A 22,779-nucleotide genomic window follows, 5' to 3' on the forward strand; every position below is an offset into this window, starting at 1 on the left:
ACACGCTCCACGACGGAGGTTTCCTTCGTCATTACGGGCCCGCCTTGGCGGGCCTTTTTTGCGTCTGGCCGAACGCCCTTCCCTCTAACGCCCCCCTTCGACCGTTTAACCCTTCAACTCGATCAGCAGATCCTTCGCTGCCACGCGGTCGCCCGGCTTGACGTGCACGGCAGCGATCTCGCCGTCGCGATCGGCCGCGATATGGGTCTCCATCTTCATCGCCTCCAGCGCGAGCAGCGTCGTGCCGGCTGCCACGCGCTGTCCGGGCTGCACCGCCACAGTCACGATCGAGCCCGGCATCGGCGCGGCGATGTGCAACGGGTTCTCGGGATCGGCAACCTGGCGGCCCTGTCGGGCCGTGGCGACGCTGACGGTACTACGCTGCTCGATCAGGGCCGTGCGCGACTGGCCGTTCAGCTCGAACTGGACCTTGATCACGCCCTCTTCGGCATCGGGGTGGGTGCCTTGCAGCGAGACAAGGAGCGTCTTGCCCGCCGCAATGTCGACGGCCACTTCTTCCTGGGGCTGCAGGCCGTACAGATAGGCCGGAGTCGGCAGCACCGAAGTATCGCTATAGGCGCGCACATGCGCGTGGTACTCGACCGTCTGCTTCGGATACATCAGGTACGACGCCAGTTGCATGTCATCGAGCGGCTGCTCGCAGGCGGCCTCACCCTGTGCGCGGACGGCATCGAGATCGACGGCCGGGATCAGGTCGCCCGGACGGTACGGCGCGGGCGGCTCACCTCGGAGAACCTTGCGCGAAAGCTCGGCGGGGAAGCCATCCGGCGGGAAGCCCAGTTCGCCCTTGAACAGCGACACTACAGATTCGGGGAATGCCACATCCTTGTTCGGATCGCACACATCCGCTGCCGTCATATCGTTGGCCACCATCATCAGCGCCAGATCGCCAACCACCTTCGACGTCGGCGTCACCTTCACGATGTCACCGAACATCCGGTTGACGTCGGCGTAGGCGCGCGACACCTCGGTCCAGCGATGCTCGATACCAAGCGAGCGAGCCTGCTCGCGCAGGTTCGTGTACTGGCCACCCGGCATCTCGTGGCGATAGACGTCGGCAGTACCAGCGCGAATTTCGGACTCGAACGGCGCGTAGTAGCGGCGCACGCCTTCCCAATACATCGACGCCTCGTGCAGGCGGTCCAGGCTGAGCCCGGGATCGCGCTCGCTGCCGGCCAGCGCGGCGACGATACTCGACAGGTTCGGTTGCGACGTGAGTCCGCTCATCGCGTCCAGCGCGCCGTCGACGGCATCGCAGCCCGCCTCGATGGCAGCCAGCGCCGATGCCGCGGAAATGCCGCTGGTGTCGTGCGTGTGGAAATGCACGGGCAGCCCGGTCTCTTCCTTCAGTGCCTTGACCAGCGCCGCCGCGGCCTGGGGACGGCAGATACCCGCCATGTCCTTGATGCCGAGCACGTGCACGCCAGCGCGTTGCAGTTCGCGGGCAATGCCCACGTAGTACTTCAGGTCGTACTTGGGACGGGAGCCGTCGAACAGATCGCCCGTATAGCAAATCGCGCCTTCGCACAGCGCGCCGGTTTCGCCTACGGCGTCGATCGCCACGCGCATGTTGCGCACCCAGTTCAACGAATCGAACACGCGGAAGACGTCCACGCCGGCACTGGCGGCCTGCTTGACGAAGAAACGCACCACGTTGTCCGCGTAGTTCGTGTAACCGACGGCATTCGAGCCACGCAGCAACATCTGGAACAGGATGTTGGGCACGCGCTCGCGCAGTTGCGCCAGGCGCTGCCACGGGTCTTCCTTCAGGAAGCGCAAGGCCACGTCGAACGTGGCGCCGCCCCAGCACTCCATCGAAAACAGTTGCGACAGCTCGCTAGCGTAGAACGGCGCGATCGGCAGCATGTCCGCCGTGCGCATACGCGTAGCGAACAACGACTGGTGCGCATCGCGCATGGTGGTGTCGGTCAGCAGCACCTGCTTCTGATCCAGCATCCAGCTTGCGAATTTCTCCGCGCCCAGCTCGCGCAGTCGATCGCGCGTGCCGAGCGGAAGCGGTCTGGTGGTGTCGATAGCCGGTAGGACAGGCCTCGGAAGCGGCAACTGCGGCACCGCGCGGCCCGTCATTTCCTGATGACCGTTGATGCTGACGTCGCCCAGATAGCTCAGCAGCTTGGTGGCGGTATCACGCCGTTTGGTGAAGGCCAGCAGTTCCGGCGTCAGGTCGATAAAGCGCGTGGTGACGTCACCGCTCCCGAACGCGGGATGGTTGATGACGTTCTCCAGAAACTGCAGGTTGGAGGACACCCCGCGAATGCGGAACTCGCGCAAGGCGCGATCCATGCGGCGGATCGACTCGGCGGCCGTCGGCGCCCAGGTGGTGACCTTGACCAGCAGCGAATCGTAGTACGGCGTAATCACCGCGCCGCCATAGGCGGTGCCGGCATCCAGGCGCACCCCGAAGCCGGCCGCGCTGCGATACGCGGTGAGTCGGCCATAGTCCGGCAGGAAGCCATTCTCAGGGTCCTCGGACGTGATCCGGCATTGCAGCGCATGGCCATTGAGCGGAATCTGGGCCTGCGGGGGCACGCCCGCCGCGCGCGTCGTGATATCGCCGTTCTCGTCGAGCGTGTCTTCGGTCATGCCGATCCGGCCGCCTTCCGTGACGCGGATCTGTGCCTTGACGATGTCGATCCCCGTGATCATTTCGGTGACCGTGTGTTCCACCTGGATACGTGGATTGACCTCGATGAAGTAGAACTTGTTCGTGTCCGCATCCATCAGGAATTCCACCGTGCCTGCGTGCGAATAGCCGACCGCGCCCATCAGGCGCAGCGCCGCGTCGCACAGTGACGCGCGACCGGCAGCGTCCATGTATGGCGCAGGCGCGCGTTCGATAACCTTCTGGTTGCGCCGCTGCACCGTGCAGTCACGCTCGTGCAGATGCACGAGATTGCCGTGCGTGTCGCCCAGGATCTGCACCTCGACGTGGCGCGCATTGCGTACCAGCTTCTCCAGGTACACCTCGTCGTTGCCAAACGCGGCCAGCGCCTCGCGACGGGCTGCCGCCAGCGAAGGCTCCAGGTCCTGTTCGCTCTCCAGCACCCGCATGCCACGGCCGCCACCCCCCCAGCTTGCCTTGAGCATCAACGGATAACCAATGCCGGCCGCCAGGCGCTTGCACTCGGCCAGATCGAGCGGCAGCGGATCGGTCGCCGGCATGACGGGCACACCCGCCGCAATGGCCGCATTACGCGCCGCCACCTTGTTGCCGAGCATCCGCATGACTTCAGGCGATGGCCCGATCCAGCGAATGCCGGCGTCGATGACCGCCTGGGCAAAATCCGGGTTCTCGGACAAAAAGCCATACCCCGGGTGAATCGCATCGACCTTGGCCTGCCGCGCGATCCGCAGAACGTCGTCGATATCGAGGTAAGCCGCCAGGGGCTTCTTGCCTTCGCCAACCAGATAGCTCTCATCGGCCTTGAAGCGATGAAGCGCGAGCCGGTCCTCCTTCGAGTAAATGGCGACTGTGCGGATGCTCATCTCGGCGGCGGCCCGCATCACGCGAATCGCGATCTCGGAACGGTTGGCAATCAACAACGACTTGATCGGGGCGAAGTCCATGGGGCATGCAACCTAAGCGAACAGGCCACGCGTGGGGACACGCGATGGCCAGAAGTCAGAAGACGGCGGTGGGCAGGTCCTGCCCACGCCGGAGAAGTCGGAGATCAGCCCGTCGGCACTGCATGGTGAGCGGGATTGACGATCAACTTGCGCGCACATTCACATGTGCGTCTGCGGGGGGTGAAAACGCAAAAAGCGGGCCACAAGGTAACGCTGCGCCTATCTCGTTGATTTGTCAGGGAATATCAATCACAGCGGTTTGATGCGATGGTTTCAGGAATGAAATTCATAAGTTCAATCATGAAACCCGCCATTTCTGAGCGACACCGATTGATCCCCAGCTTCATTGCACCCGATTGCCGGGCCTAATGAGCACCATCAGCCGCTATCTCCCCTATTTGGGACGCAGGGGGCGCGAAGACTGATGCCGGCCACCCCAGGGTCATGATCCCTCCATTGCCTCCCTTGAAATTTCCCGAGTACTGTATATATTTACAGTAACTGTATGGATGAACAGTCCTAGGAATCCTCGGAGGTATCAGATGGAACACCTGATCCGTGTGCAAAACGAATACGACCGACAGGTACTGGTGTGGCTGCGAGGCCGGATTGGCGATGCCGCCCTGATGTCTGCCGCCCGGCGTGTCGCGGCGGATGGGAAGAAGCCCTATCTTTCCACCATCTGCCGGCTGCTCAATATCCGGGCGCCATCGCGCCGGAGCTTCGCCGAGGAAGCGCGCAAGACCCATCGCGCCGTGGGCGAACGCTATCTGGCGCAGATTCGCCAGATCCTGAACCAGCCGGCTGCCCAAATGAAAACGGCCGGACACGAAGTCCGGCCGCAGGCAACGCTCTTCTAGGATCAGTCGGAGCAACCCAACCTTTCCGACCCTTCCGGCCTTTTTGGTCGATCCGATCTCAGGTCGGCATTTCGGTCACCCGCATGGCGGGCGTGATCTGAAGCGGGTCGGTCAGCAGTTCCAGCACGGCCGGCTTGCCGGCATTGCGGGCACGCTCGAAGGCCGCCGCGAAATCCTCGGTTTTCTCCACGCGCTCGGCCCAGGCGCCACAGGCACGCGCCATGCCAACGAAATCCGGGTTGACGATCGTCGTGCCGCTCTGACGGCCCGGGTAGCGGCGCTCCTGGTGCATCCGGATCGTGCCGTACATGCGGTTGTTGACCACCACCACGATCAGGTTGACGCCATGCGCCGCAGCGGTGGCGATCTCCTGCGGGTACATCAGGAAGCAGCCGTCACCGGCCAGACAGACCACGGTCTTCTCCGGATGACGCAGCTTGGCCGCGATCGCCGCCGGCAGGCCATAGCCCATTGCGCCACAGGTCGGCGCCAGTTCGGTACGGGGGCGCTTGTAGGCGTAGAAGCGGTGCAGCCAGACGGCATAGTTGCCTGCGCCGTTGGTCACGACCGAATCCTCGGGCAGCACGCTGCTCAGATGCGAAATCGCGGCGGACATATTCACGCCGCTCAATTCTGAATGCGGCTTCGGCGGTGTGACAAAGGCCTCGTGATCCGCGCGCGCGCCCGCGGTCCACGACTTCCACGGTACCTGCGCCGGCGGCTGCAGCGATGCGAGCATCGCCGCGCCGGGTTCCACCCCGGCATGGATCGGCAGCGCGGCCTGGTAGACGCGGCCCAGTTCGAAGCTGTCGGCATGGATATGCACGAGCTTCTGCTTCGGCCGCGGCACCTCGAGCATCGTGTAGCCATCGGTGGCGATGTCCCCGAGGCGCGTGCCGAATGCGACGATCAGGTCGGCGGTTTCCACGCGCTCGGCAAGCTTCGGGTTGACGCCCAGGCTCAGGTGCCCGACGTAATGCGGATCACGATTGTCGAGCACGTCCTGGCGGCGGAAGGCGCAGGCCACCGGCAAATCCCATGCGTGCACGAAGGCCGCGAAGTCGCGCACAGTGGCTTCCGTCCAGTTGGCGCCACCGGCGATCACGAGCGGACGCTCCGCCGCGCGCAGGGCCGAGGCCAGCGCCTGGGCATCTTCGGCACGCGGGGCCGCTGCCACCGCGCGATACGGCGCCGCGTCGACGCACTCCACCATGTTGTCGAGCACGTCCTCCGGCAATGCCAGCACCACCGGGCCGGGACGGCCCGACGTAGCTACCTGGAAGGCACGGGCCACCATCTCCGGAATCCGCGCGGGATCGTCGATCTCGGCCGCCCATTTGGCCATCGAGCCGAAGACCGCAGCGTAGTCCACTTCCTGGAACGCTTCCCGCCCCTTGTGCTCGCGCGCGATCTGGCCAACGAACAGGATCATCGGCGTGGAATCCTGCGCGGCGATATGCACGCCGCAGCTTGCGTGCGTGGCGCCCGGCCCGCGCGTCACGAAGCAGATGCCGGGACGCCCGGTCAGCTTGCCGTCGGCCTCTGCCATGTTGGCGGCCGCCCCTTCGTGCTTGGTGACGATCAGGTCGATCGTCGGCTGGTCATGCAGCGCGTCCAGAACATCCAGAAAGCTCTCCCCCGGCACGCAGAAAATGCGCTCGGTGCCGTGGATGCGAAGTTGATCGACGAGGACACGTCCGCCAGTGCGGGCGACAGGAGAAGAAGCGTTAGCGGTCATATCGAAAGCCTGCGATGGAATGTCTGCGATTGTTCCGTTTGACGCGCGCCCTCGCGCGGTCTATCGTGCATTTCTGTTATGCGAATTCTGCAAGTCAGCGTGGCACTCGCGCGTGTAGATTTGCTGGCGAGGCGCGGAACAAGACGCCCGGATCTGCCCACGGAACCGACAGGCAGAACAAGAAGAAAACACAGCGAATATCGTACCGCAACGCCGTACCCACCCGTTCGCGTAACAGGAGACAACGCAATGTTTTTCACCCATCGTCGGATGCAGCCCATGCTGGCCGTGCTTTGTGCCGGATGCATGACCATCGCCACGCAGGCCGGCGCGCAGTCTGCCGATCACTGGCCCAGCAAGCCCATCACCTACGTGGTGCCATTCGCGGCGGGTGGCACTACCGATCTGCTGGGCCGCCTGATCGGGCAGCGCCTGTCGCAGACGCTGGGCCAGTCGATCGTGGTGGAAAACCGCGCTGGCGCGGGCGGCAACATCGGTTCGGACTACGTGGCCAAGGCCGCCCCCGATGGCTATACCCTGCTCGGCGGCACGATCAGCTCCCACGCGATCAATATCAGCCTGTATCCGAAGATGCCGTATGACCCGGTCAAGAACTTCCAGCCTGTGGCACTGATCGGCACCCTGCCGAACGTGCTGGTGGTCAATGCCAACAGCCCGTGGAAGAGTGTGCAGGACGTGATCGCCGCGGCCAAGGCCAAGCCGGGCTCGGTCAACTTCGGGTCGTCGGGCAATGGCACGTCGCAGCATCTGGCAGCCGAACTGTTCGCCAACATGGCCGGGTTGCGCATGACGCATGTGCCCTACAAGGGCAGCAGCCAGGCTGTGCAGGCGCTGCTGGGCAACCAGGTGGACATCGTGTTCGAGAACAGCGTGGCGGCGATGCCGATGATCCAGGCCGGCAAGTTCCGCGCACTGGCCACGACGGGCGCGAAGCGCGCGCCGGAACTGCCCGATGTGCCGACCATGGCCGAGTCCGCCCCCGGCCTGTCTGGCTATGAAATCGTGTCATGGCAGGCGATCTTCGCGCCGGCTGGCACACCGATGCCGATCATCAACAAGCTCTCCGGCGAGATCGGCAAGATCATTCGCCAGCCCGATGTGCGCAGCAAGCTGGCCGGAATGGGCATCGAACCCTCGGGCGCCGGCCCCACCGAACTGGGCAACTTCCAGAAAAGCGAAGTTGCCAAATGGGCAAACCTGATCAAGGTGGCCAATATTCACCTGGAGTAAGCATGAGTGAACACCGTATTCCGACCGCCGGCCTGCATCAGTGGGTGGTCGATCTTTGGCTGGCGGCAGGCTCCGATGCCCGCGAGGCCCGGCTGACCGCCGATCACCTCGTGGGCGCCAACCTGTCGGGCCACGACTCTCACGGCGTGGGGATGATCCCGAAGTACGTGATGTCGTGGCAAGGCGACCAGCTCCAGCTCAACCAGCAGGTCAGCGTGGTGCACGAATCGGGCGGCATCCTGAGCCTGGATGGCAATCGCGGCATGGGCCAGGCGGTGACCGAACAGGCCATGGGGATGGGCATCGAGCGCGCCCGCGAGCATGGTGTCTGCGTGCTCGGCCTGCGCCGCTCGCACCATCTGGGCCGGGTCGGCCACTGGGCCGAGCAGGCCACGGCAGCCGGCATGATCTCGATCCATTTCGTCAACGTCCTCTCCAAGCCAATCGTCGCGCCACACGGCGGCTACGACGCGCGCTTCGGCACCAATCCGTTCACGATCGGCGTGCCGCTACCCGCGCAGCCGCCGCTGGTGCTCGACTTCGCCACCAGCGCCATCGCGCTTGGCAAGGTGCGCGTGGCCCACAACAAGGGCGTGCCGGTGCCGCCGGGCTCCTTGATGGACCCGAACGGTCACCCCACCGACGACCCCTCGGTCATGTTCCCCGGCGCCGGCGGCACGCAGGGCGCGCTGCGCACGTTCGGCGAACACAAGGGCTACGTGCTGGCCGTGATGTGCGAGCTGCTCGGTGCGGCGGTGACCGGTGGCCATACGATCCGTCCGGAGACACTCACGCACGAACATGCGGTGTGGAACAACATGCTGGCGATCATCTTCGATCCGGCACGGCTGGGCAGCAGCACCACGTTCGGCCACGAGGTCGAGGCGTTTGTCGAATGGGTCAAGGCGTCACGGCTGCAGCCGGGCAATGACCAAATCCGCCTGCCCGGCGACACGGAACGCGAATGGCGCCGCGCCCGCGCCGATTTCATCCCCGTGGACAGCAGCACGCTGGCCCAGCTAGACGATGCCGCCGCTCGCGTGCTGCAGGCGCGTGGCAAGTCGCCGGGGCCGGTCTCCGCGCTGGCGGCCGATTGAACCAGGAGTAACCGCATGACCCAACATCTGCCGCAGATCACCCCCCTGCCAAACCGTTTCCGGGCCGACGTGCTCGCGCGCAAGCGCCTGATTGGCCTGTGGAGTTCGCTGGGCCAGCCCGTGACCACCGAGATCATCGGTCTGGCCGGATTTGACTGGCTGCTGCTCGACGGCGAACACTCGCCCAATGACGTGCTGACGTTCATGCCGCAGCTCATGGCGCTCAAGGACAGCACCAGCGCACCGGTGGTTCGCCCGCCGTGGAACGACCCGGTGATGCTCAAGCGGCTGCTCGATATCGGCTTCTACAACTTCCTGATTCCGTTCGTGGAATCGGCGGAAGAAGCCCGTCGTGCCGTGCGCGCCACGCGCTACCCACCCGACGGCATCCGTGGCGTCTCCGGCGCGCAGCGCCAGAACCGCTATGGCACGCTGCCGGACTTCTTCAAGACCATCAACGACAATATCTGCGTGCTGGTACAGATCGAAAGCCGCAAAGGCGTGGAAGCGGCCGACGAAATCTGCGCAGAATCCGGCGTCGACGGCATCTTCATCGGCCCCAACGACCTGGCCGCGGCCTACGGGCATCTGGGCAACCCGAACCATCCTGAGGTGCAGGCAGCCGTGCGGCAGATCTATGATGCAGCCAACCGCGCCGGCAAGGCCATCGGCACGCTGACGCCCGTGGAAGCCGACGCCAGGCGCTACCTGGACATGGGCGCGCATTTTGTCGCGGTGGGCATCGACAACGCACTGCTGCGCGACGCGGCACGCGCGTTGCGCGAGCGCTTTACCGTGTGACTCCCCTTCAACCGGATATCGACATGAGCAAGATCGGATTTATCGGACTCGGCGTAATGGGCAAGCCCATGGCGCTGCATCTGCAAACGGGCGGTCACGCCGTCCATGCTCATACACGCAGCGGTGTGCCGCAGGCGTTGCTGGATGCGGGCGTCCAGTCGTGCGCCAGTGCGGCCGATGTGGCGCGGCAGGCCGACGTCATCTTCCTGATGCTGCCGGACACCCCCGACGTCGCCCGCGTGCTGTTCGGCGAACAGGGCGTGGCCGAGGGCCTGTCCCCGGGCAAGATCGTGGTGGACATGAGCTCGATCTCGCCAATCGAGACGCGCGAATTCGCGGCACGCATCGAGAAGCTCGGCTGCGACTACGTCGACGCGCCAGTTTCCGGCGGCGAGGTTGGCGCGAAGGCCGCCACGCTGTCGATCATGGCCGGTGGCAAGCAGGATGTTTTCGACAAGGTGCTGCCGCTGCTGCAACTGATGGGCAAGAACATCACGCTGGTCGGCAATGCCGGCGACGGACAGGTGGCCAAGGTGGCGAATCAGGTCATCGTCGCGCTGACGATCGAAGCTGTCAGCGAGGCGCTGGTGCTGGCTGCCAAGGCCGGCGCCGATCCGGCACGCGTGCGGCAGGCGCTGATGGGCGGCTTTGCGAGTTCGCGCATTCTGGAAGTACACGGCGAGCGCATGATCAAGCGCACCTTCGAACCGGGGTTCCGCATCGAGCTACATCAGAAGGACCTGAATCTCGCGCTGTCCACTGCCAAGGCGCTCGGTTTGGGCCTGCCTAACACCGCATCGTGCCAGCAACTGTTCAACGTGTGCGTGGCGCAGGGCGGCGCGGGCTGGGATCACTCGGGACTGGTCAAGGCGATCGAGCACATGTCGTCGTTCGCGATCGGTGACAAGCCGACCAACGCTCCGACCAAAGGCTGATGTCGGCACTGAACTCCGACGATCTCGCGTGCTTTATCTGCGTGGCCAACACGCAGAGCATTTCGCGCGCTGCGCTGGAACTGGGCGCGGACCAGTCGACCGTAAGCCGGCAGATCGCGCGGCTCGAGGCGTCGCTGGACACGCGCCTGTTTCACCGCAGCGGCCGCGGCGTGGTGCTGACCGAGGCGGGCAATACGCTGCTGGGCTACGCGCGGCAGGTGGCCGCCACGCTGACCGAGGCGCGCGCCGCCGTGCGCGCCTCGACCGCCCAGGGTCCGGCACAGCTCGTGATCGCAGCTCAGCCAACCATCGCCAACACCGCCTTCGCGGCCATCGGCACCGCACTGAAGACACGCTTTCCGGCAACAAAGCTGCGTTTCGTGGAAGGGCTGGCCAGCCCGATCCTGGCGTGGCTGGCCGCCGGAGAGATCGACGTCGCCCTGCTCTACCTGCCTGAGCAGCAAGGCGCGCTCAAGGTCGACATCCTGCTCGAAGAAGACCTGACACTGGTCACGCCCACGTCGTGGAGCCATCTCGGGCCGACGTTCCAGGCCCGCCGCCTGGGCGAAGTGCCGATGATCCTGCCCAGCACCGGGCACGGCCTGCGCGTGCTGGCCGAATCGCTGGCCGCACGGGTCGGCACCACGCTGAACATGGCGCTGGAATGCGATGCGTCGAACACGGTGTCGATGCGGCTTGTCGAAGACGGTTGTGGCGCGACGCTGTTGCCATTCGCCGCAGTGGCGGACCGCGTCGCGCAAGGCCGCCTGCATTCCGCGCGGCTGGTCGATCCGGTGGTCACCCGCCAAGTAGCGCTGGCCACAGCACGGAACCGGCCACCTGTGCCGGAACTCTGGGACATCATGCAGACGGTGCGCCTTTCGGTCCGGAATATCGTGATGTCGGGGGCCTGGCCGGGGGCGCGGCTGATCTGAGCCAGATCTGAGCGTCGTCGTACCGTCATCGTGCGGAAATCCCGCGTTCAGCCAGTGTCAATGCAGGTCGGCATCTGGCGCGTCGGCATGGCGATTGGCGGCCGGCAGCGGACGCTCCACCTCCCTCGCGACTTCCTTCTTGCGCAACGCCATCAGCAACAGCGGCGTAGCGGCCATGGATAGCGCCACCACCGCGGTCACGATGGACGCCTGCTCGCCATTCAACAGGCGTGCTGCCTCGGCCACGGCCATCACGACGAACGCGAACTCACCACCCTGTGAAAGAAGCACCGCAAAGTAGACCCGGTCCCCACGCGGCAACTGAATCTGCCTTGCGAGGAAAAGCAGGCCTGATATCTTGGCGACCAGCAGCACCAGGAGCAGTACGGCAACGAGGAACGGCTTGCTTGCCAGGACATCGAACTTGATCGACATGCCCACGGCCATAAAGAAAAGGCCGAGCAATACGCCCTTGATGGGGCTGATGTCCGCCTCGATTTCCTCGCGGCAGTCGGAGCCCGCCAGCAACACCCCCGCCACGAACGCGCCCAGGGACATCGACAGATGCACGCTTTGCATCAGCAACGCGATGCCGATCACCCAGAGCAACGCGAATACGGTCACCATGTCCCGCGTGCCGCTGCGCCGGATGATCGGCAACAGATACCGCAGCAGAAGGGTTCCGCCAAACACCACGGCAGCCAGCATGCCCAGCGCCTCGAGCGCGACAATCCACCCCGCGATCGTGTTGGTAGTGGCCGGTGCGGGGGAAAGCAGCGGCAACAGCGCAATCATCGGGATGGCGGCCATGTCCTGGAACAGCAGGATGCCAAAGCTCGCCCGGCCAATCGGCGCCTGCATCAGCCCGCGCTGCTCCAGAATCGCGATCACCATCGCCGTCGACGACAGGGACAGCGCGAAGCCGGCGGCAACCCCGACGCGCCAGTTCACCCCGAAGGCGATGAAAGCGAGAGCCAGCAGTACCGCGCAAAGCAGGACCTGGGCACCGCCATGACCAAAGATCGATCGCCGCAGGTTCCAGAGTTTTCGAACGTCCATCTCGATGCCGATGATGAACATCATCAGCATGATGCCGAGTTCGGCGATATGCAGCACGGCATTGACATCCGTGACGAACCCGAGCGCGGAGGGACCGATGAGCATCCCAGCGACCAGATAGCCGAGGACGGAACCGAACCCGAGCCTGATGGAGAGTGGCACCACCACAAGGGCCGATGCGAGGAATAGCACTGCCTGGAGTAACAATTCCATGGTTGCCGTCTTCCATGTCAGGTCAATCGGCCAGGTCTGATCATTTCAGTGGGAGAAATAGTCGCCCGGTCGGCGCACCACTGGAGCCGCGTCGTTGCATTCGCTTCGTGGCGATGAACGCCCCATCATATTCACGCCGGCATCCACTGACAATGCCTCTCTGGATAGAGGGCGAGCCTTGAACGTGACCCGAAGGGCGGTCGTTCCGCCTTGAATCCCCGCATCGCCTCACCCACACTGGATCACATCGACACCCTATCCCCGGAGGCTACATGCATCTCGAAGGCTCATGCCAGTGCGGCGCCGTGCGGTTCAGCCTGGAATCGGATTCGCCCTACCCGTTTATGCATTGCCATTGTTCGATCTGCCGCAAGACCGGCGGTGGTGGCGGATACGGGATCAATCTCGGGGGCGATGCCAGCACGCTGCGCGTGCGCGGCAAGACGCATGTGGGACGGTTTCACGCGGTAATACGCGAGCCCGGCAAGCGGCCGGTGCGATCGAAGGCGTTCCGGCATTTCTGCGTGAAATGCGGCAGCCCGCTATGGCTGTGGGATCCGCGCTGGCCGGAACTGGTGCACCCGAACGCGAGCGCCATCGACACGCCGCTACCGAAGCCCCCCGAAGTCGTCGAAGCAGCGCTCGATTACGCGGCCCCCTGGGTCGACGTGCCACGCGGCAAGGGACACCGGCACGCCCGCACATGGCCGGCCGAGTCTCTGCGGGAATGGCACGAACGGCATGGCCTGCTCGGCTGAAAAGGAATTCGGCTGGGCCGCAAACGCAAAGAAAACGCAAAAAAACGCAAAAACCGGCGGCGCGAGCCCCTCGCACCGCCGGGCGACCGTCCACCACGACGGTCGAAAACAACGATCAGAAAGCGAGATCAGAAGCGGTGCTGCAGACCCGCCGTCACGCCGACCTGGTTATTGGCATAGCCAATATTGTCACGCGAGACACTCACGTTCTGACCATTGCGCGCCTTGGCATAGCCGGCGGACAGATAGGCCATGGTGCGTTTGGAAAGATTGTACTGGGCACGCAGCGAGAACAGGATCGGATCTGCGTCGGTGTCGCCCTTGATGTTCTGCTTGTAGATCGCGCCGTACAGCGTGAAGGCCGGCGTGAAGTCGTACGCGGCGCCCAGCCAGTACATGTCGCTGAGCTGCTTGGCGGCCGACGTCGTGAACGTCTTGCGGTAGTTCCGGTAGCCCGCGTAGACAGACAGCGAACCGAAGTCGTAGCTGGCGCCAGCGTGGATGCCCTGGATGTAGTCGACGCTGTCAGCCGGCGTGGTGCTGGTGCCCGCGCCGTTCTGGCGATCCCAGGTCAGTGCCGCGGCAAACTTGCCAGCTTCATAGCCCACGCCCAGGTCGTACTTGGATGAGCTCTTGAAGCTGCCAGGCACTTCGCCCATTGCCATCGTGCCGCCCACCTTGACCGGACCGAACTTGCCGTCGTAGCGCAGCACGTTCGTGGAGCGGGAGAACATGCCGTCCTTGCGGCCGCCCGTGGCGGTGGCCGACGTGGCCCACGAATAGTTCGGCGCGTAACCCATCGGGTCGAACGGGAGCATGAAGTCATAGGTCGTGGTGAAATCACGGCCCATGCGGATGCTGCCCAGCGTCTTGTCCTGCAGGCCCACCCAGGCGCGACGATCGAACAGCGTGTTGTCCGTGTCGAGCTTGCCGGTGTCGAGGGCAATGCCGGATTCCAGCGTGAAGATTGCCTTCAGCCCGCCGCCAAGGTCTTCAGTGCCGCGCAGACCCCAACGCGACGTGTTCTTGCCGCCCGACGTCATCTTGACCACCGAGCTGCCGGTTGGCCCTGCGTGGCTCACGTACTCGATACCCGAATCGACCAGACCGTACAGGGTCACGCTCGACTGAGCTGCTGCGCCACCCGATGCCACGCAACCCAACGTAGCCAGGGCCAATGCCTTCCGTTTCATACAAGTCTCCTTTGTCTGCTTGTAGTTGTGGAACGGCACGGATGGTATTTGGGCCTCACTTTCAGTTCGCTTTCGATTCGTGGGTATCTGAGGCGTGGGTTACACACCACGATCGGGATTTCCCTAACTAGGCATACCGGACCCAATACAGGTATCACTCGTCGCGCGACACTGGTTCGCCCGAGACAAGACTTAGACCTGCCTGCTGTATCCCTCCCATGCGTATCCTGCTTGCCGAAGACAATCTCAAACTGGCCGAATCACTGGTGGATTCCCTGAGCCAGAGTGGCTTTGCCGTCGACTGCATGCATGACGGCGCCAGCGCCGACCATCTGCTGACCACGCAGGACTACGCCCTGGCCATCCTCGACATCGGCATGCCCCGTCTGGACGGCCTGGAAGTACTGCGTCGGCTGCGTCAGCGGCGCAATCCGGTACCTGTGCTAATCCTGACCGCGCATGGCTCGGTGGAAGACCGCGTGCGCGGGCTGGACCTGGGTGCCGACGACTACCTGGCCAAGCCGTTCGCGCTGAACGAACTGGAAGCCCGGGCGCGCGCGCTGATCCGTCGCAGCCACGGCCATGACCGCACCGCGCTCGAATGCGGCCCGCTGCGCTATGACAGCGTGAGCCGCGCCTTCACGCTCAACGGTGAACTGCTGCAACTCACAGGACGTGAACGCGCCGTGCTGGAAGTGCTGCTGATGCGCGATGGCCGTGCCGTCAACAAGGCCGCGCTGTCGGAGAAGATCTTCGGCATCGATGAGTCGGTCAATGCCGACGCCATCGAAATCTACGTCTACCGCCTGCGCAAGAAGCTGGAAGGCAGCGGCGTGAGCATCGTCACGCTTCGCGGGCTTGGTTATCTGCTGGAATCACGCGACACCGCCACGACGGACGCGCACCAATGAAGACGGGCAGCCTGAGGCTGCAGATCACGCTCTGGCTGCTGATACCGCTGCTGGGGCTGCTGGCGTTCGACGCGTGGCTGACCGATCGGCGCGCGATGTCCGCGGCCCACCAGGCATTCGACCGCACGCTGGCCGCGTCGCTCAAGTCCATGCGCGAAGGGATTTCGCTGCGCGACGGGCGCGTCGAAGTGGAAATCCCCAATCTGGCCCTGGAAGTCTTCGACGCCGAGGATGGCTCGCGCGTCTACTACCAGATCCGCGACGAGCGTGGCACCACGATCACCGGCTATGAAGGGCTGCCGATGCCGGAAGGACCGGTGAATTCGCTCTATCGCACCCAGTTCTACGACGCCGTGTACCTTGGCGTGCCCGTCCGCATGGCGGCCATGCCATTGCCGCTGCACGACGTCCGCTCGGCCCGCACGCAAATGGTCTGGGTGCTGCTGGCTGAATCGACCGAGCCGCGCGAGCAGCTTGCCAGCGACATCCTGATCGGCTCGCTGCTGCAGGAACTGATGCTGATCAGCCTGGCGCTGGGCATCGTCTGGCTTGGCGTGCGACGGGGCCTGCTGCCGCTGCAACGGCTGTCCGACGCCATGTCCGCACGCGGCCCCGACGATCTGGAACCTTTGGAAGACACCGCGCTGCCGGTCGAAATGAAACCACTGGTGGCCGCAGTGAACCAGTACGTGGCCCGGCTGCACCGCATGATCGAAGGCCGCAAGCGCTTCTTTGCCGATGCCGCGCACCAGATCAAGACGCCACTGGCCATCATCCAGGCCGAATCGGAACTCGCGCTGCGCGAGAAGGACCTGCCGAGCGTGCGCGCGCACGTCGAGCGGCTGCATGGATCCGTGCAGCAGGCCGCCAAGGAAGTCGCCCAGTTGCTGTCGCTGTCGCGGCTCGAGCCAGACAGCGGCTACGCACCCACGCTGCGGCGCCTGCGATTGGATACGCTGGCGCAGAACGTGGCGCTTGAATGGGCGCCGCTGGCCCGGCGCGCGGGGGTGGATCTGGGTTTCGAGGGTCGCGGCCCGGCCGACATCGACGGCCAGACCGAACTGCTGCAGGAACTGCTCGGGAATCTGATCGACAACGCTATCCGCTATGCGGGCGCCGGCGCGATGGTCACGGTGCGCGTCGACGGGCATCGGCTGGCCGTGGAGGACAACGGTCCCGGCGTGCCCGCATTCGAGCGCGAGTCGATCTTCAAGCGCTTCTATCGTGGAGAGTCGAGCGCCAGCCGCGATGGCAGCGGCCTGGGGCTGTCGATCGTGCGGGAGATCGCCCGCATTCATGGCGCCGCCGTCGCGCTGGAAAGCACGCCGGGCGGCGGCCTGACCGTGGTGGTTACTTTCCCTGCGCCTGCGCTTGCGTCTGGGCCAGGGCCGGTTTCGACAGATTTGACCGGGCGCGCTGCAGAAAGCCGATGAACTGCTCCGCCTCTTCGGCGTTGAAGCCGTTGAGCGCCTCCGATGTCACCACATCCCCCACCTCGCGCGCGGCGTGCAGTGCCTGCTCCGCCTTTTCCGTCACGCTGACCATGCGCTCGCGGCGGTCCGCCGGATTGGGCCGGCGAACGATCCAGCCACCCTCCTCCATACGGTCCAGCAACCGCCCGGCCGAAATCGGCGCCACTTCCATCAGGTCCGCCAGGCAGGCCTGATTGATTTCCCCATAGTGCGTCAGACACGCAAGCGCACGGTACTGCGCACGCGTCAGGTCTAGCGCCGCGCGGGACAACTCGTCAAATCGCCTGCCGGTCAGCCGGCCAACGTCCGCCACGAGAAAGCCGAAGCGCCTTTCAAGATTTGTTTCCATCGCGCGATTATAGGGAGTCGGGGCGCTCGATCCGCTTTTCTGGCCGTCCGTGACTCGCGTGATCGCCCAAAAACGCCAGTCCATGACTATAATAAGCACGCTTATTAATCTGCACCAGCCCTTCCAGCCTTCCCCCAATGTCCTCCGTGGTTTCCGCCTCGGCACAGCCCGCCGCTGCCCCGCTCAACCGGCCGATGATCACCCTTTCGATCATGCTGGCCACGCTGATCCAGACGCTCGACAGCACCATCGCCAACGTGGCCCTGCCGCACATGCAGGGTACGCTTTCGGCCTCGCAGGACGAAATCACGTGGGTGCTGACGTCCTACATCGTCGCCGCAGCCATCGCCACGCCGCTGACCGGCTGGCTGTCCGACCAGCTCGGCGTCAAGCGGCTGCTGGCAATCTCCATCGGCGGATTTACCGTGGCTTCGGCGCTGTGCGGGATGGCGGACTCCCTCACCCAGATCGTGGCCGCGCGGCTGCTGCAAGGGGTTTTTGGGGCGGCGCTGGTGCCGCTGTCCCAGTCGATCCTGCTCGATATCAATCCACCGTCGCGCCAGGGGCAGGCCATGGCCGTGTGGGGCATGGGCGTGATGGTCGGGCCGATTCTCGGGCCCACGCTGGGCGGCTGGCTGACCGACAGCTACAACTGGCGCTGGGTGTTCTTCATCAACGTGCCGATCGGCCTGTTCGCGTTGTTCGGCGTGCTGGCCTCGCTACCGAACCGCACCCCGGCGCGCAGCATGAGGTTCGACGCGTTCGGCTTCGCCACGCTGAGTCTCGCTATCGGGGCGTTGCAGGCCATGCTGGACCGCGGCGAACAACTTGACTGGTTCGGCTCGCTCGAAATCCGCATCGAGGCGCTGATCTGCGTGATCGCCTTCGCCTACTTCCTGATCCATACGGCCACAGCCGGCGAAAAGTCGTTCTTCCGTTCCGCGCTGCTCAAGGACCGTAATTTCGTCACCGGGGCCTGTTTCATCTTCGTGATCGGCGCGGTCATGTATGCCACCCGCGCGCTGCTGCCGCCGATGCTGCAGAACCTGATGGGCTATCCGGTGGCCACCACCGGGCTGGTTACCGCGCCAAGCGGGCTGGGCACGATGATCGCGATGATGCTGGCAGGCCGCCTGCTGCGGCGCGTGGATGCGCGGCTGCTCCTGCTCTCCGGCTTCCTGATCTCCGCCTTCGCACTGTGGCAGATGATGGGCTACACCGTGGTGCTGTCGATGTCGGATATCGTCGTACCGGGCATCATCCAGGGCTTCGGCCTGGGGCTCGTGTTCGTGCCGCTGTCGGCGCTGACGTTCTCCACACTGGAGCCGTCCCTGCGCGCCGATGGCACGGCCACATACAGCCTGATGCGCAATATCGGCAGCAGCATCGGCATCTCGCTGATCCAGACCATGATGACCCGCAACGCGCAGGTGGCGCACAGCGACCTGGTTACGCATATCAACCCGTACAACCCCGCGCTGCAGTCGATGCTCACGCATGGCTCGCGGATCGACATCGCGGTGCTGAACCAGACCATCAACCAGCAGGCGGCGATGATCGCCTATCTGAACGACTTCAAGGCGATGTTCATCGCCACGCTGGTGGTGGTGCCGCTGATCCTGATGATCCGCCCCGGCGCGAAGCACGCAGACGACAGCCTGGCGCACGCGGCGATGGATTGATGAGGTCGCCGGTGCGCCGACAGGCCGCAGCAACTACTCGAGCCGGATCCAGGTCGTCTTCAGGTCCTGGTACTTCTCCAGCGCGTGCAACGACTTGTCGCGGCCGAACCCCGACTGCTTGACGCCGCCGAACGGCACCGTGATATCGCCGTCCATGTAGCAGTTGACCCAGACCAGCCCGCTACGCAGCCGGCGCGAGACACGATGCGCGCGCGACAGGTCCGACGTCCACAGCCCCGCGCCTAGCCCGTACGCCGAGTCGTTGGCCATCGCCACGGCTTCGACCTCGGTGTCGAACACGGTCACGGCCAGCACCGGGCCGAAGATCTCCTCCTTGACGATCGACAGCGACTGCGTCGGGCACTCGAAGATCGTCGGCTGGACGAACCAGCCCCCGGATTCGGCGCGCGCGGCCTGACCGCCCGCACGCAGCCTTGCGCCCTCCCTCTGGCCGGCTTCCACATACGACATCACGCGGTCGAACTGCCGCCCGTCGACGATCGCGCCCATTGCGGAGCGCGGGTCGAGCGGATCCCCCGGCTGCATGGCCGCCGCATGCGCCTCCAGCTTCGCCATGAACGTCTCGTAGATGCCGCGCTGCACGTAGAGCCGCGAGCCCGCGATGCAAATCTCCCCCTGGTTGTTGAAGATACCGATGGCGGCGGCCAGCGCGGCGCGGTCGAGGTCCGGGCAGTCGTCGAACACGATATGCGGTGACTTGCCACCGCATTCGAGCCAGACGCGCTTGAGATTCGACTGGCCGCTATATTCCATGAACCGCTTGCCGGTAGCCGTGGAGCCCGTGAAAGCCAGGCAGTCGACATCGGGATGGCGGCCCAACGCCTGCCCTGCCTCAGCGCCCAACCCGGGCACCACGTTGAAGACCCCGGGCGGCACGCCAGCCTCTTCCGCCAGCGCGGCCAGGCGGATCGCGGTCAGCGGCGATTGCTCGGCCGGCTTCAGCACCACGCTGTTGCCCGCGGCCAGCGCTGGCGCCACCTTCCAGCTCGCCATCAGCAGCGGATAGTTCCACGGCACCACGGCCGCCACCACGCCAAGCGGCTCGCGCGTGATCGTGGCCAGCACACCCGCATCGGTCGGCGCGATCTCGTCATAGACCTTGTCGATCGCCTCGGCATACCACGCATAGGTGCGTGCCGCTTCGGGGATGTCATAGAGCATGGTGTCGCCGATCGGCTTGCCCATGTCCAGCGTCTCCAGCAGCGCCAGCTCTTCCCGGTGCATCTCGATCAGGGCCGCCAGACGCAATAGCACGGCCTTGCGCTCGCGCCGGGGCATCGCCGACCAGACCCCGGCCTCGAACGCGCGCCGGGCCGCAGCCACGGCACGGTCGACGTCCGCTGCGCCGCAGGCCGCCACACGCGCCAGTTGTTCGCCGGTGGCCGGGTTGATGCAGTCGAGCGTCGCACCATCGGCCGCGCCGGTCCACTGGCCGTCGATGTAGGCGTTCGCCGGAATCAACAATGCCCGCGCCCGGCTCCGCCAGTATTCGAGATCCTTGAGTTCGCTCATTGGTCACGCCCCTTGCCCGCCTGCGCCACCATGGCGCCAAGCAGTACGTTTGCGCCAGCCTCCAGATGCTCGGGCCTGGCGTCTTCCACCTCGTTGTGGCTGATGCCGTCCTTGCACGGCACGAAGATCATCGCGGTCGGCGCCACGCCGGCGATATACACCGCGTCGTGACCCGCGCCCGTCACGATGTCCTGATAGCTGAAACCGCGTGCCTGCGCCTCTGCCCGGACGTGGCCAACCAGCTCCGGCGCGAACGGCGTTGGCGCGAAGTACTGCACGTCCTCGATCTTCACATCGAGCGCCGTGCCCGTGGTCTTGCCTTCGGCCAGCGCCGCACAGGCCGCGCGGAAACGCGCATCCATCACCTTGAGTTGCTCCGCGTCCTGGTGACGCAGGTCCACCGTGAACGTCACCGCACCGGGAATCACGTTGCGCGAGGCGGGATGAACGTTGACCACGCCCACCGTGCCGCGCCCATGCGGCGCGAAATCGTTGGCAATGCGGATCACCTCCTGCATCACGTGCGTGGCGCCGTACAGCGCGTCGCGCCGCAGCGGCATCGGCGTGGGGCCTGCGTGAGCCTCCATGCCGGTCACGGTCACGTCATACCAGCGCAGCCCCAGCGAGCCTGTGACCACGCCGATCACGTTGTCGGCAGCCTCCAGGATCGGACCCTGCTCGATGTGGGCCTCGAAGTACGCGCCCACGGGACGCCCGCCAACCGGCAGCTTGCCGGCATAGCCGATCGACTCCAGTTCGTCCGCCACGCGCTTGCCCGCCGTATCCGTGGCGTTCAGGGCCACTTCCAGCGGGAACACGCCAGCGAACACGCCCGAGCCCATCATCACGGGCACGAAACGCGTGCCTTCCTCGTTGGTCCAGATGGCAAGCTCCAGCGGCGCCTCCGTCTGCACGCCGTGGTCGTTGAGCGTGCGCATCACCTCCAGGCCCGCCAGCACGCCAAAGCACCCGTCGAACTTGCCGCCGGTGGGCTGCGTGTCGATGTGGCTACCGGTCATGACAGGCGGCAGGTCATTGTTGCGGCCCGCGCGACGGCCAAAGATGTTGCCCACCTGGTCCACGGTCACCGTCAGGCCGGCATCGCGCATCCAGCCTGTCACGAGATCGCGCCCCTGTCCGTCCAGCGCGGTCAGTGCCAGCCGCGCGTTGCCACCCTTTGGCGTCGCCCCGATGGCGGCCAGATCCATCAGTGACTGCCAGAGCCGCTTGCCGTCGATGTTCAAAGTCGTCATGTGTACTCCTGATTCATGCCATCGCAGGCACGAAGCCCGCGAGAAATGCTTCCAGCGCGATGCCGATCGCATCCACTTCGTAACCGCCCTCCTGCACCACCACCGTCGGCACGCCCAGCGCGTGGATACGCTCGCCCACGCCCCGATAGGCTTCCAGTCCCACCTGCAGCACGCTGATCGGGTCGTGCTTGTACGTGTCGAAGCCGAGCGCCAGCACCAGCGCCTGCGGACGGTAGTCGCGCAGCGCATCGAGCGCGCTGTCCAGCGCCGACAGGAATCCAGCATCGCCGGTGCCGTGTGGCAGCGGGAAATTGAGGTTGTAGCCGTAGCCCGCGCCATGACCGCGTTCGGTGGCGTAGCCCGTGTAGAACGGGTAGTAGCTGCCGGGGTCCGCGTGCAGCGAAATCGTCATCACGTCGGAACGCTGGTAGAAGATCTGCTGCGTGCCGTCGCCATGATGGGCGTCCACGTCGAGCACGGCGACCTTGTCGAAGCGCTCCAGCAGTGTCTGCGCGGCGATCGCCGAGTTGTTGACGTAGCAGAACCCGCCTGCGCGGTCGGCGTGGGCGTGGTGGCCGGACGGCCGGCACAGCGCATAGGCCATGCCATTGCCGTCGTGCGGCGCGCACACATGCCGCGCCGCCGCCACCGCACTATGCGCGGAGCGCAGGATCGACTGCCAGCTATGGGGCCCGAGCGGACAGCTCAGGTCGCCGAGGTAGTAGCCCGCTTCGGCAATCACACTGCCCGATGGGCACGGGCCACGCCGCGTCTTGTCGATCTTGCCGCTGTGATACGGCGAAAGGTTCGGCAGCACCTCGATGCCCGGTTCGAGCGTTGGCGTTGCCAGCGCCATCCAGCGCTCGAACGCGCTGGCGAGGAAATCGAGGTAAGCCGGGCTATGCACCGTTTCCAGCGGCGCGCGGCCGTAGTCAGGCGGCGCGACGAGTTCGATGCCACGGGCGTCGAGCGCCCGCTGGAGCACGGCGGCGCGGGCCGGTACGTCGGTCGGCTCGCACAGCCGGCCTGCGCGCATGAACTGCCGAGGCTGGTGCAGCAACTGGTCATCCGAAAAAAAGGCGCGCATGGTGGGAATTACGGGTGGTTCCGTCGGTTGTCGTGGTGTTGCG

At 65.2% G+C, this 22,779-nt stretch carries 18 protein-coding genes; 10 read left to right on the forward strand and 8 right to left on the reverse strand.

Annotation, left to right across the window (positions count from 1 at the left end; all coding sequences use genetic code 11):
- Nucleotides 1-105: 105 nt before the first annotated feature.
- A complete protein-coding gene (locus tag B2246_RS05660; protein ID WP_286880747.1) occupies nt 106-3,609 on the reverse strand; it encodes a pyruvate carboxylase in 3,504 nt (1,167 codons plus the stop codon).
- Nucleotides 3,610-4,151: 542 nt separating this feature from the next.
- Between B2246_RS05660 and B2246_RS05665 the strand changes: the two genes are divergently transcribed.
- Entirely contained in the window at nt 4,152-4,469 is a 318-nt protein-coding gene (locus B2246_RS05665; RefSeq protein WP_008650745.1) for a hypothetical protein, read from the forward strand.
- A 58-nt stretch (nt 4,470-4,527) separates the two neighbouring features.
- Here B2246_RS05665 and B2246_RS05670 read toward each other — a convergent pair whose 3' ends face one another.
- Nucleotides 4,528-6,207, reverse strand: coding sequence for a thiamine pyrophosphate-binding protein (locus tag B2246_RS05670; RefSeq protein WP_035882125.1), 1,680 nt, complete (start codon nt 6,205-6,207; stop codon nt 4,528-4,530).
- Between the two features lie 249 nt (nt 6,208-6,456).
- Here B2246_RS05670 and B2246_RS05675 point away from each other — a divergent pair, with 249 nt between their 5' ends.
- From B2246_RS05675 to B2246_RS05695, 5 genes are read left to right on the forward strand one after another with little or no spacing between them, the layout of a single operon-like run.
- Nucleotides 6,457-7,458 carry a Bug family tripartite tricarboxylate transporter substrate binding protein gene (locus B2246_RS05675; protein ID WP_286880748.1) on the forward strand — a complete coding sequence of 334 codons (1,002 nt, stop codon included), beginning with the start codon at nt 6,457-6,459 and terminating at the stop codon, nt 7,456-7,458.
- Between the two features lie 2 nt (nt 7,459-7,460).
- A complete protein-coding gene (locus B2246_RS05680) occupies nt 7,461-8,555 on the forward strand; it encodes a malate/lactate/ureidoglycolate dehydrogenase (protein ID WP_286880749.1) in 1,095 nt (364 codons plus the stop codon).
- A gap of 15 nt (nt 8,556-8,570) precedes the next feature.
- Complete coding sequence (gene garL, locus B2246_RS05685; protein ID WP_008650739.1) at nt 8,571-9,356, forward strand: 2-dehydro-3-deoxyglucarate aldolase; 786 nt, start codon at nt 8,571-8,573, stop codon at nt 9,354-9,356.
- Nucleotides 9,353-10,291 (forward strand): 2-hydroxy-3-oxopropionate reductase, encoded by a 939-nt coding sequence (locus B2246_RS05690; protein ID WP_227874092.1) that lies wholly within the window; start codon nt 9,353-9,355, stop codon nt 10,289-10,291. The genes garL and B2246_RS05690 overlap by 4 nt, the downstream gene beginning before the upstream one ends.
- On the forward strand, nt 10,291-11,226 hold the full coding sequence (locus B2246_RS05695; RefSeq protein ID WP_011516359.1) for a LysR family transcriptional regulator: 936 nt from the start codon (nt 10,291-10,293) through the stop codon (nt 11,224-11,226). The genes B2246_RS05690 and B2246_RS05695 overlap by 1 nt, the downstream gene beginning before the upstream one ends.
- A gap of 57 nt (nt 11,227-11,283) precedes the next feature.
- Here the strand turns inward: B2246_RS05695 and B2246_RS05700 are convergent, their stop codons facing one another.
- Nucleotides 11,284-12,498 carry a monovalent cation:proton antiporter-2 (CPA2) family protein gene (locus B2246_RS05700; RefSeq protein ID WP_286880751.1) on the reverse strand — a complete coding sequence of 405 codons (1,215 nt, stop codon included), beginning with the start codon at nt 12,496-12,498 and terminating at the stop codon, nt 11,284-11,286.
- A gap of 272 nt (nt 12,499-12,770) precedes the next feature.
- On the opposite strand from B2246_RS05700, the gene B2246_RS05705 reads away from it, so the two are divergent.
- A complete protein-coding gene (locus B2246_RS05705; RefSeq protein WP_035882119.1) occupies nt 12,771-13,256 on the forward strand; it encodes a GFA family protein in 486 nt (161 codons plus the stop codon).
- A 128-nt stretch (nt 13,257-13,384) separates the two neighbouring features.
- Here B2246_RS05705 and B2246_RS05710 read toward each other — a convergent pair whose 3' ends face one another.
- A complete protein-coding gene (locus tag B2246_RS05710) occupies nt 13,385-14,449 on the reverse strand; it encodes a porin (RefSeq protein WP_008649596.1) in 1,065 nt (354 codons plus the stop codon).
- Nucleotides 14,450-14,667: 218 nt separating this feature from the next.
- Between B2246_RS05710 and B2246_RS05715 the strand changes: the two genes are divergently transcribed.
- Together B2246_RS05715 and B2246_RS05720 are read left to right on the forward strand one after the other, a co-directional pair.
- Complete coding sequence (locus B2246_RS05715) at nt 14,668-15,360, forward strand: response regulator (RefSeq protein ID WP_008649597.1); 693 nt, start codon at nt 14,668-14,670, stop codon at nt 15,358-15,360.
- Complete coding sequence (locus B2246_RS05720) at nt 15,357-16,793, forward strand: sensor histidine kinase (protein ID WP_286880752.1); 1,437 nt, start codon at nt 15,357-15,359, stop codon at nt 16,791-16,793. Before B2246_RS05715 ends, B2246_RS05720 begins: the two co-directional genes overlap by 4 nt.
- On the opposite strand, the gene B2246_RS05725 is transcribed toward B2246_RS05720, so the two are convergent.
- Nucleotides 16,711-17,181, reverse strand: coding sequence for a MarR family winged helix-turn-helix transcriptional regulator (locus B2246_RS05725; protein ID WP_008649600.1), 471 nt, complete (start codon nt 17,179-17,181; stop codon nt 16,711-16,713). The two genes, B2246_RS05720 and B2246_RS05725, sit on opposite strands and share 83 nt — an antisense overlap.
- Before the next feature lie 137 nt (nt 17,182-17,318).
- On the opposite strand from B2246_RS05725, the gene B2246_RS05730 reads away from it, so the two are divergent.
- A complete protein-coding gene (locus tag B2246_RS05730; protein ID WP_008649602.1) occupies nt 17,319-18,863 on the forward strand; it encodes a DHA2 family efflux MFS transporter permease subunit in 1,545 nt (514 codons plus the stop codon).
- A 33-nt stretch (nt 18,864-18,896) separates the two neighbouring features.
- Here the strand turns inward: B2246_RS05730 and B2246_RS05735 are convergent, their stop codons facing one another.
- From B2246_RS05735 to B2246_RS05745, 3 genes are read right to left on the reverse strand one after another with little or no spacing between them, the layout of a single operon-like run.
- Nucleotides 18,897-20,396 (reverse strand): aldehyde dehydrogenase, encoded by a 1,500-nt coding sequence (locus B2246_RS05735; RefSeq protein ID WP_286880754.1) that lies wholly within the window; start codon nt 20,394-20,396, stop codon nt 18,897-18,899.
- Nucleotides 20,393-21,649 (reverse strand): Zn-dependent hydrolase, encoded by a 1,257-nt coding sequence (locus B2246_RS05740; RefSeq protein WP_286880755.1) that lies wholly within the window; start codon nt 21,647-21,649, stop codon nt 20,393-20,395. Before B2246_RS05740 ends, B2246_RS05735 begins: the two co-directional genes overlap by 4 nt.
- Before the next feature lie 13 nt (nt 21,650-21,662).
- The gene (locus B2246_RS05745) at nt 21,663-22,736 is read right to left on the reverse strand and encodes a histone deacetylase family protein (RefSeq protein WP_035882111.1); all 1,074 of its coding nucleotides are present in this window, start codon (nt 22,734-22,736) and stop codon (nt 21,663-21,665) included.
- Nucleotides 22,737-22,779 lie beyond the last annotated feature (43 nt).

The sequence above is a fragment of the Cupriavidus sp. UBA2010 genome (genome assembly GCF_002335265.1).
Taxonomy (GTDB): domain Bacteria; phylum Pseudomonadota; class Gammaproteobacteria; order Burkholderiales; family Burkholderiaceae; genus Cupriavidus; species Cupriavidus metallidurans.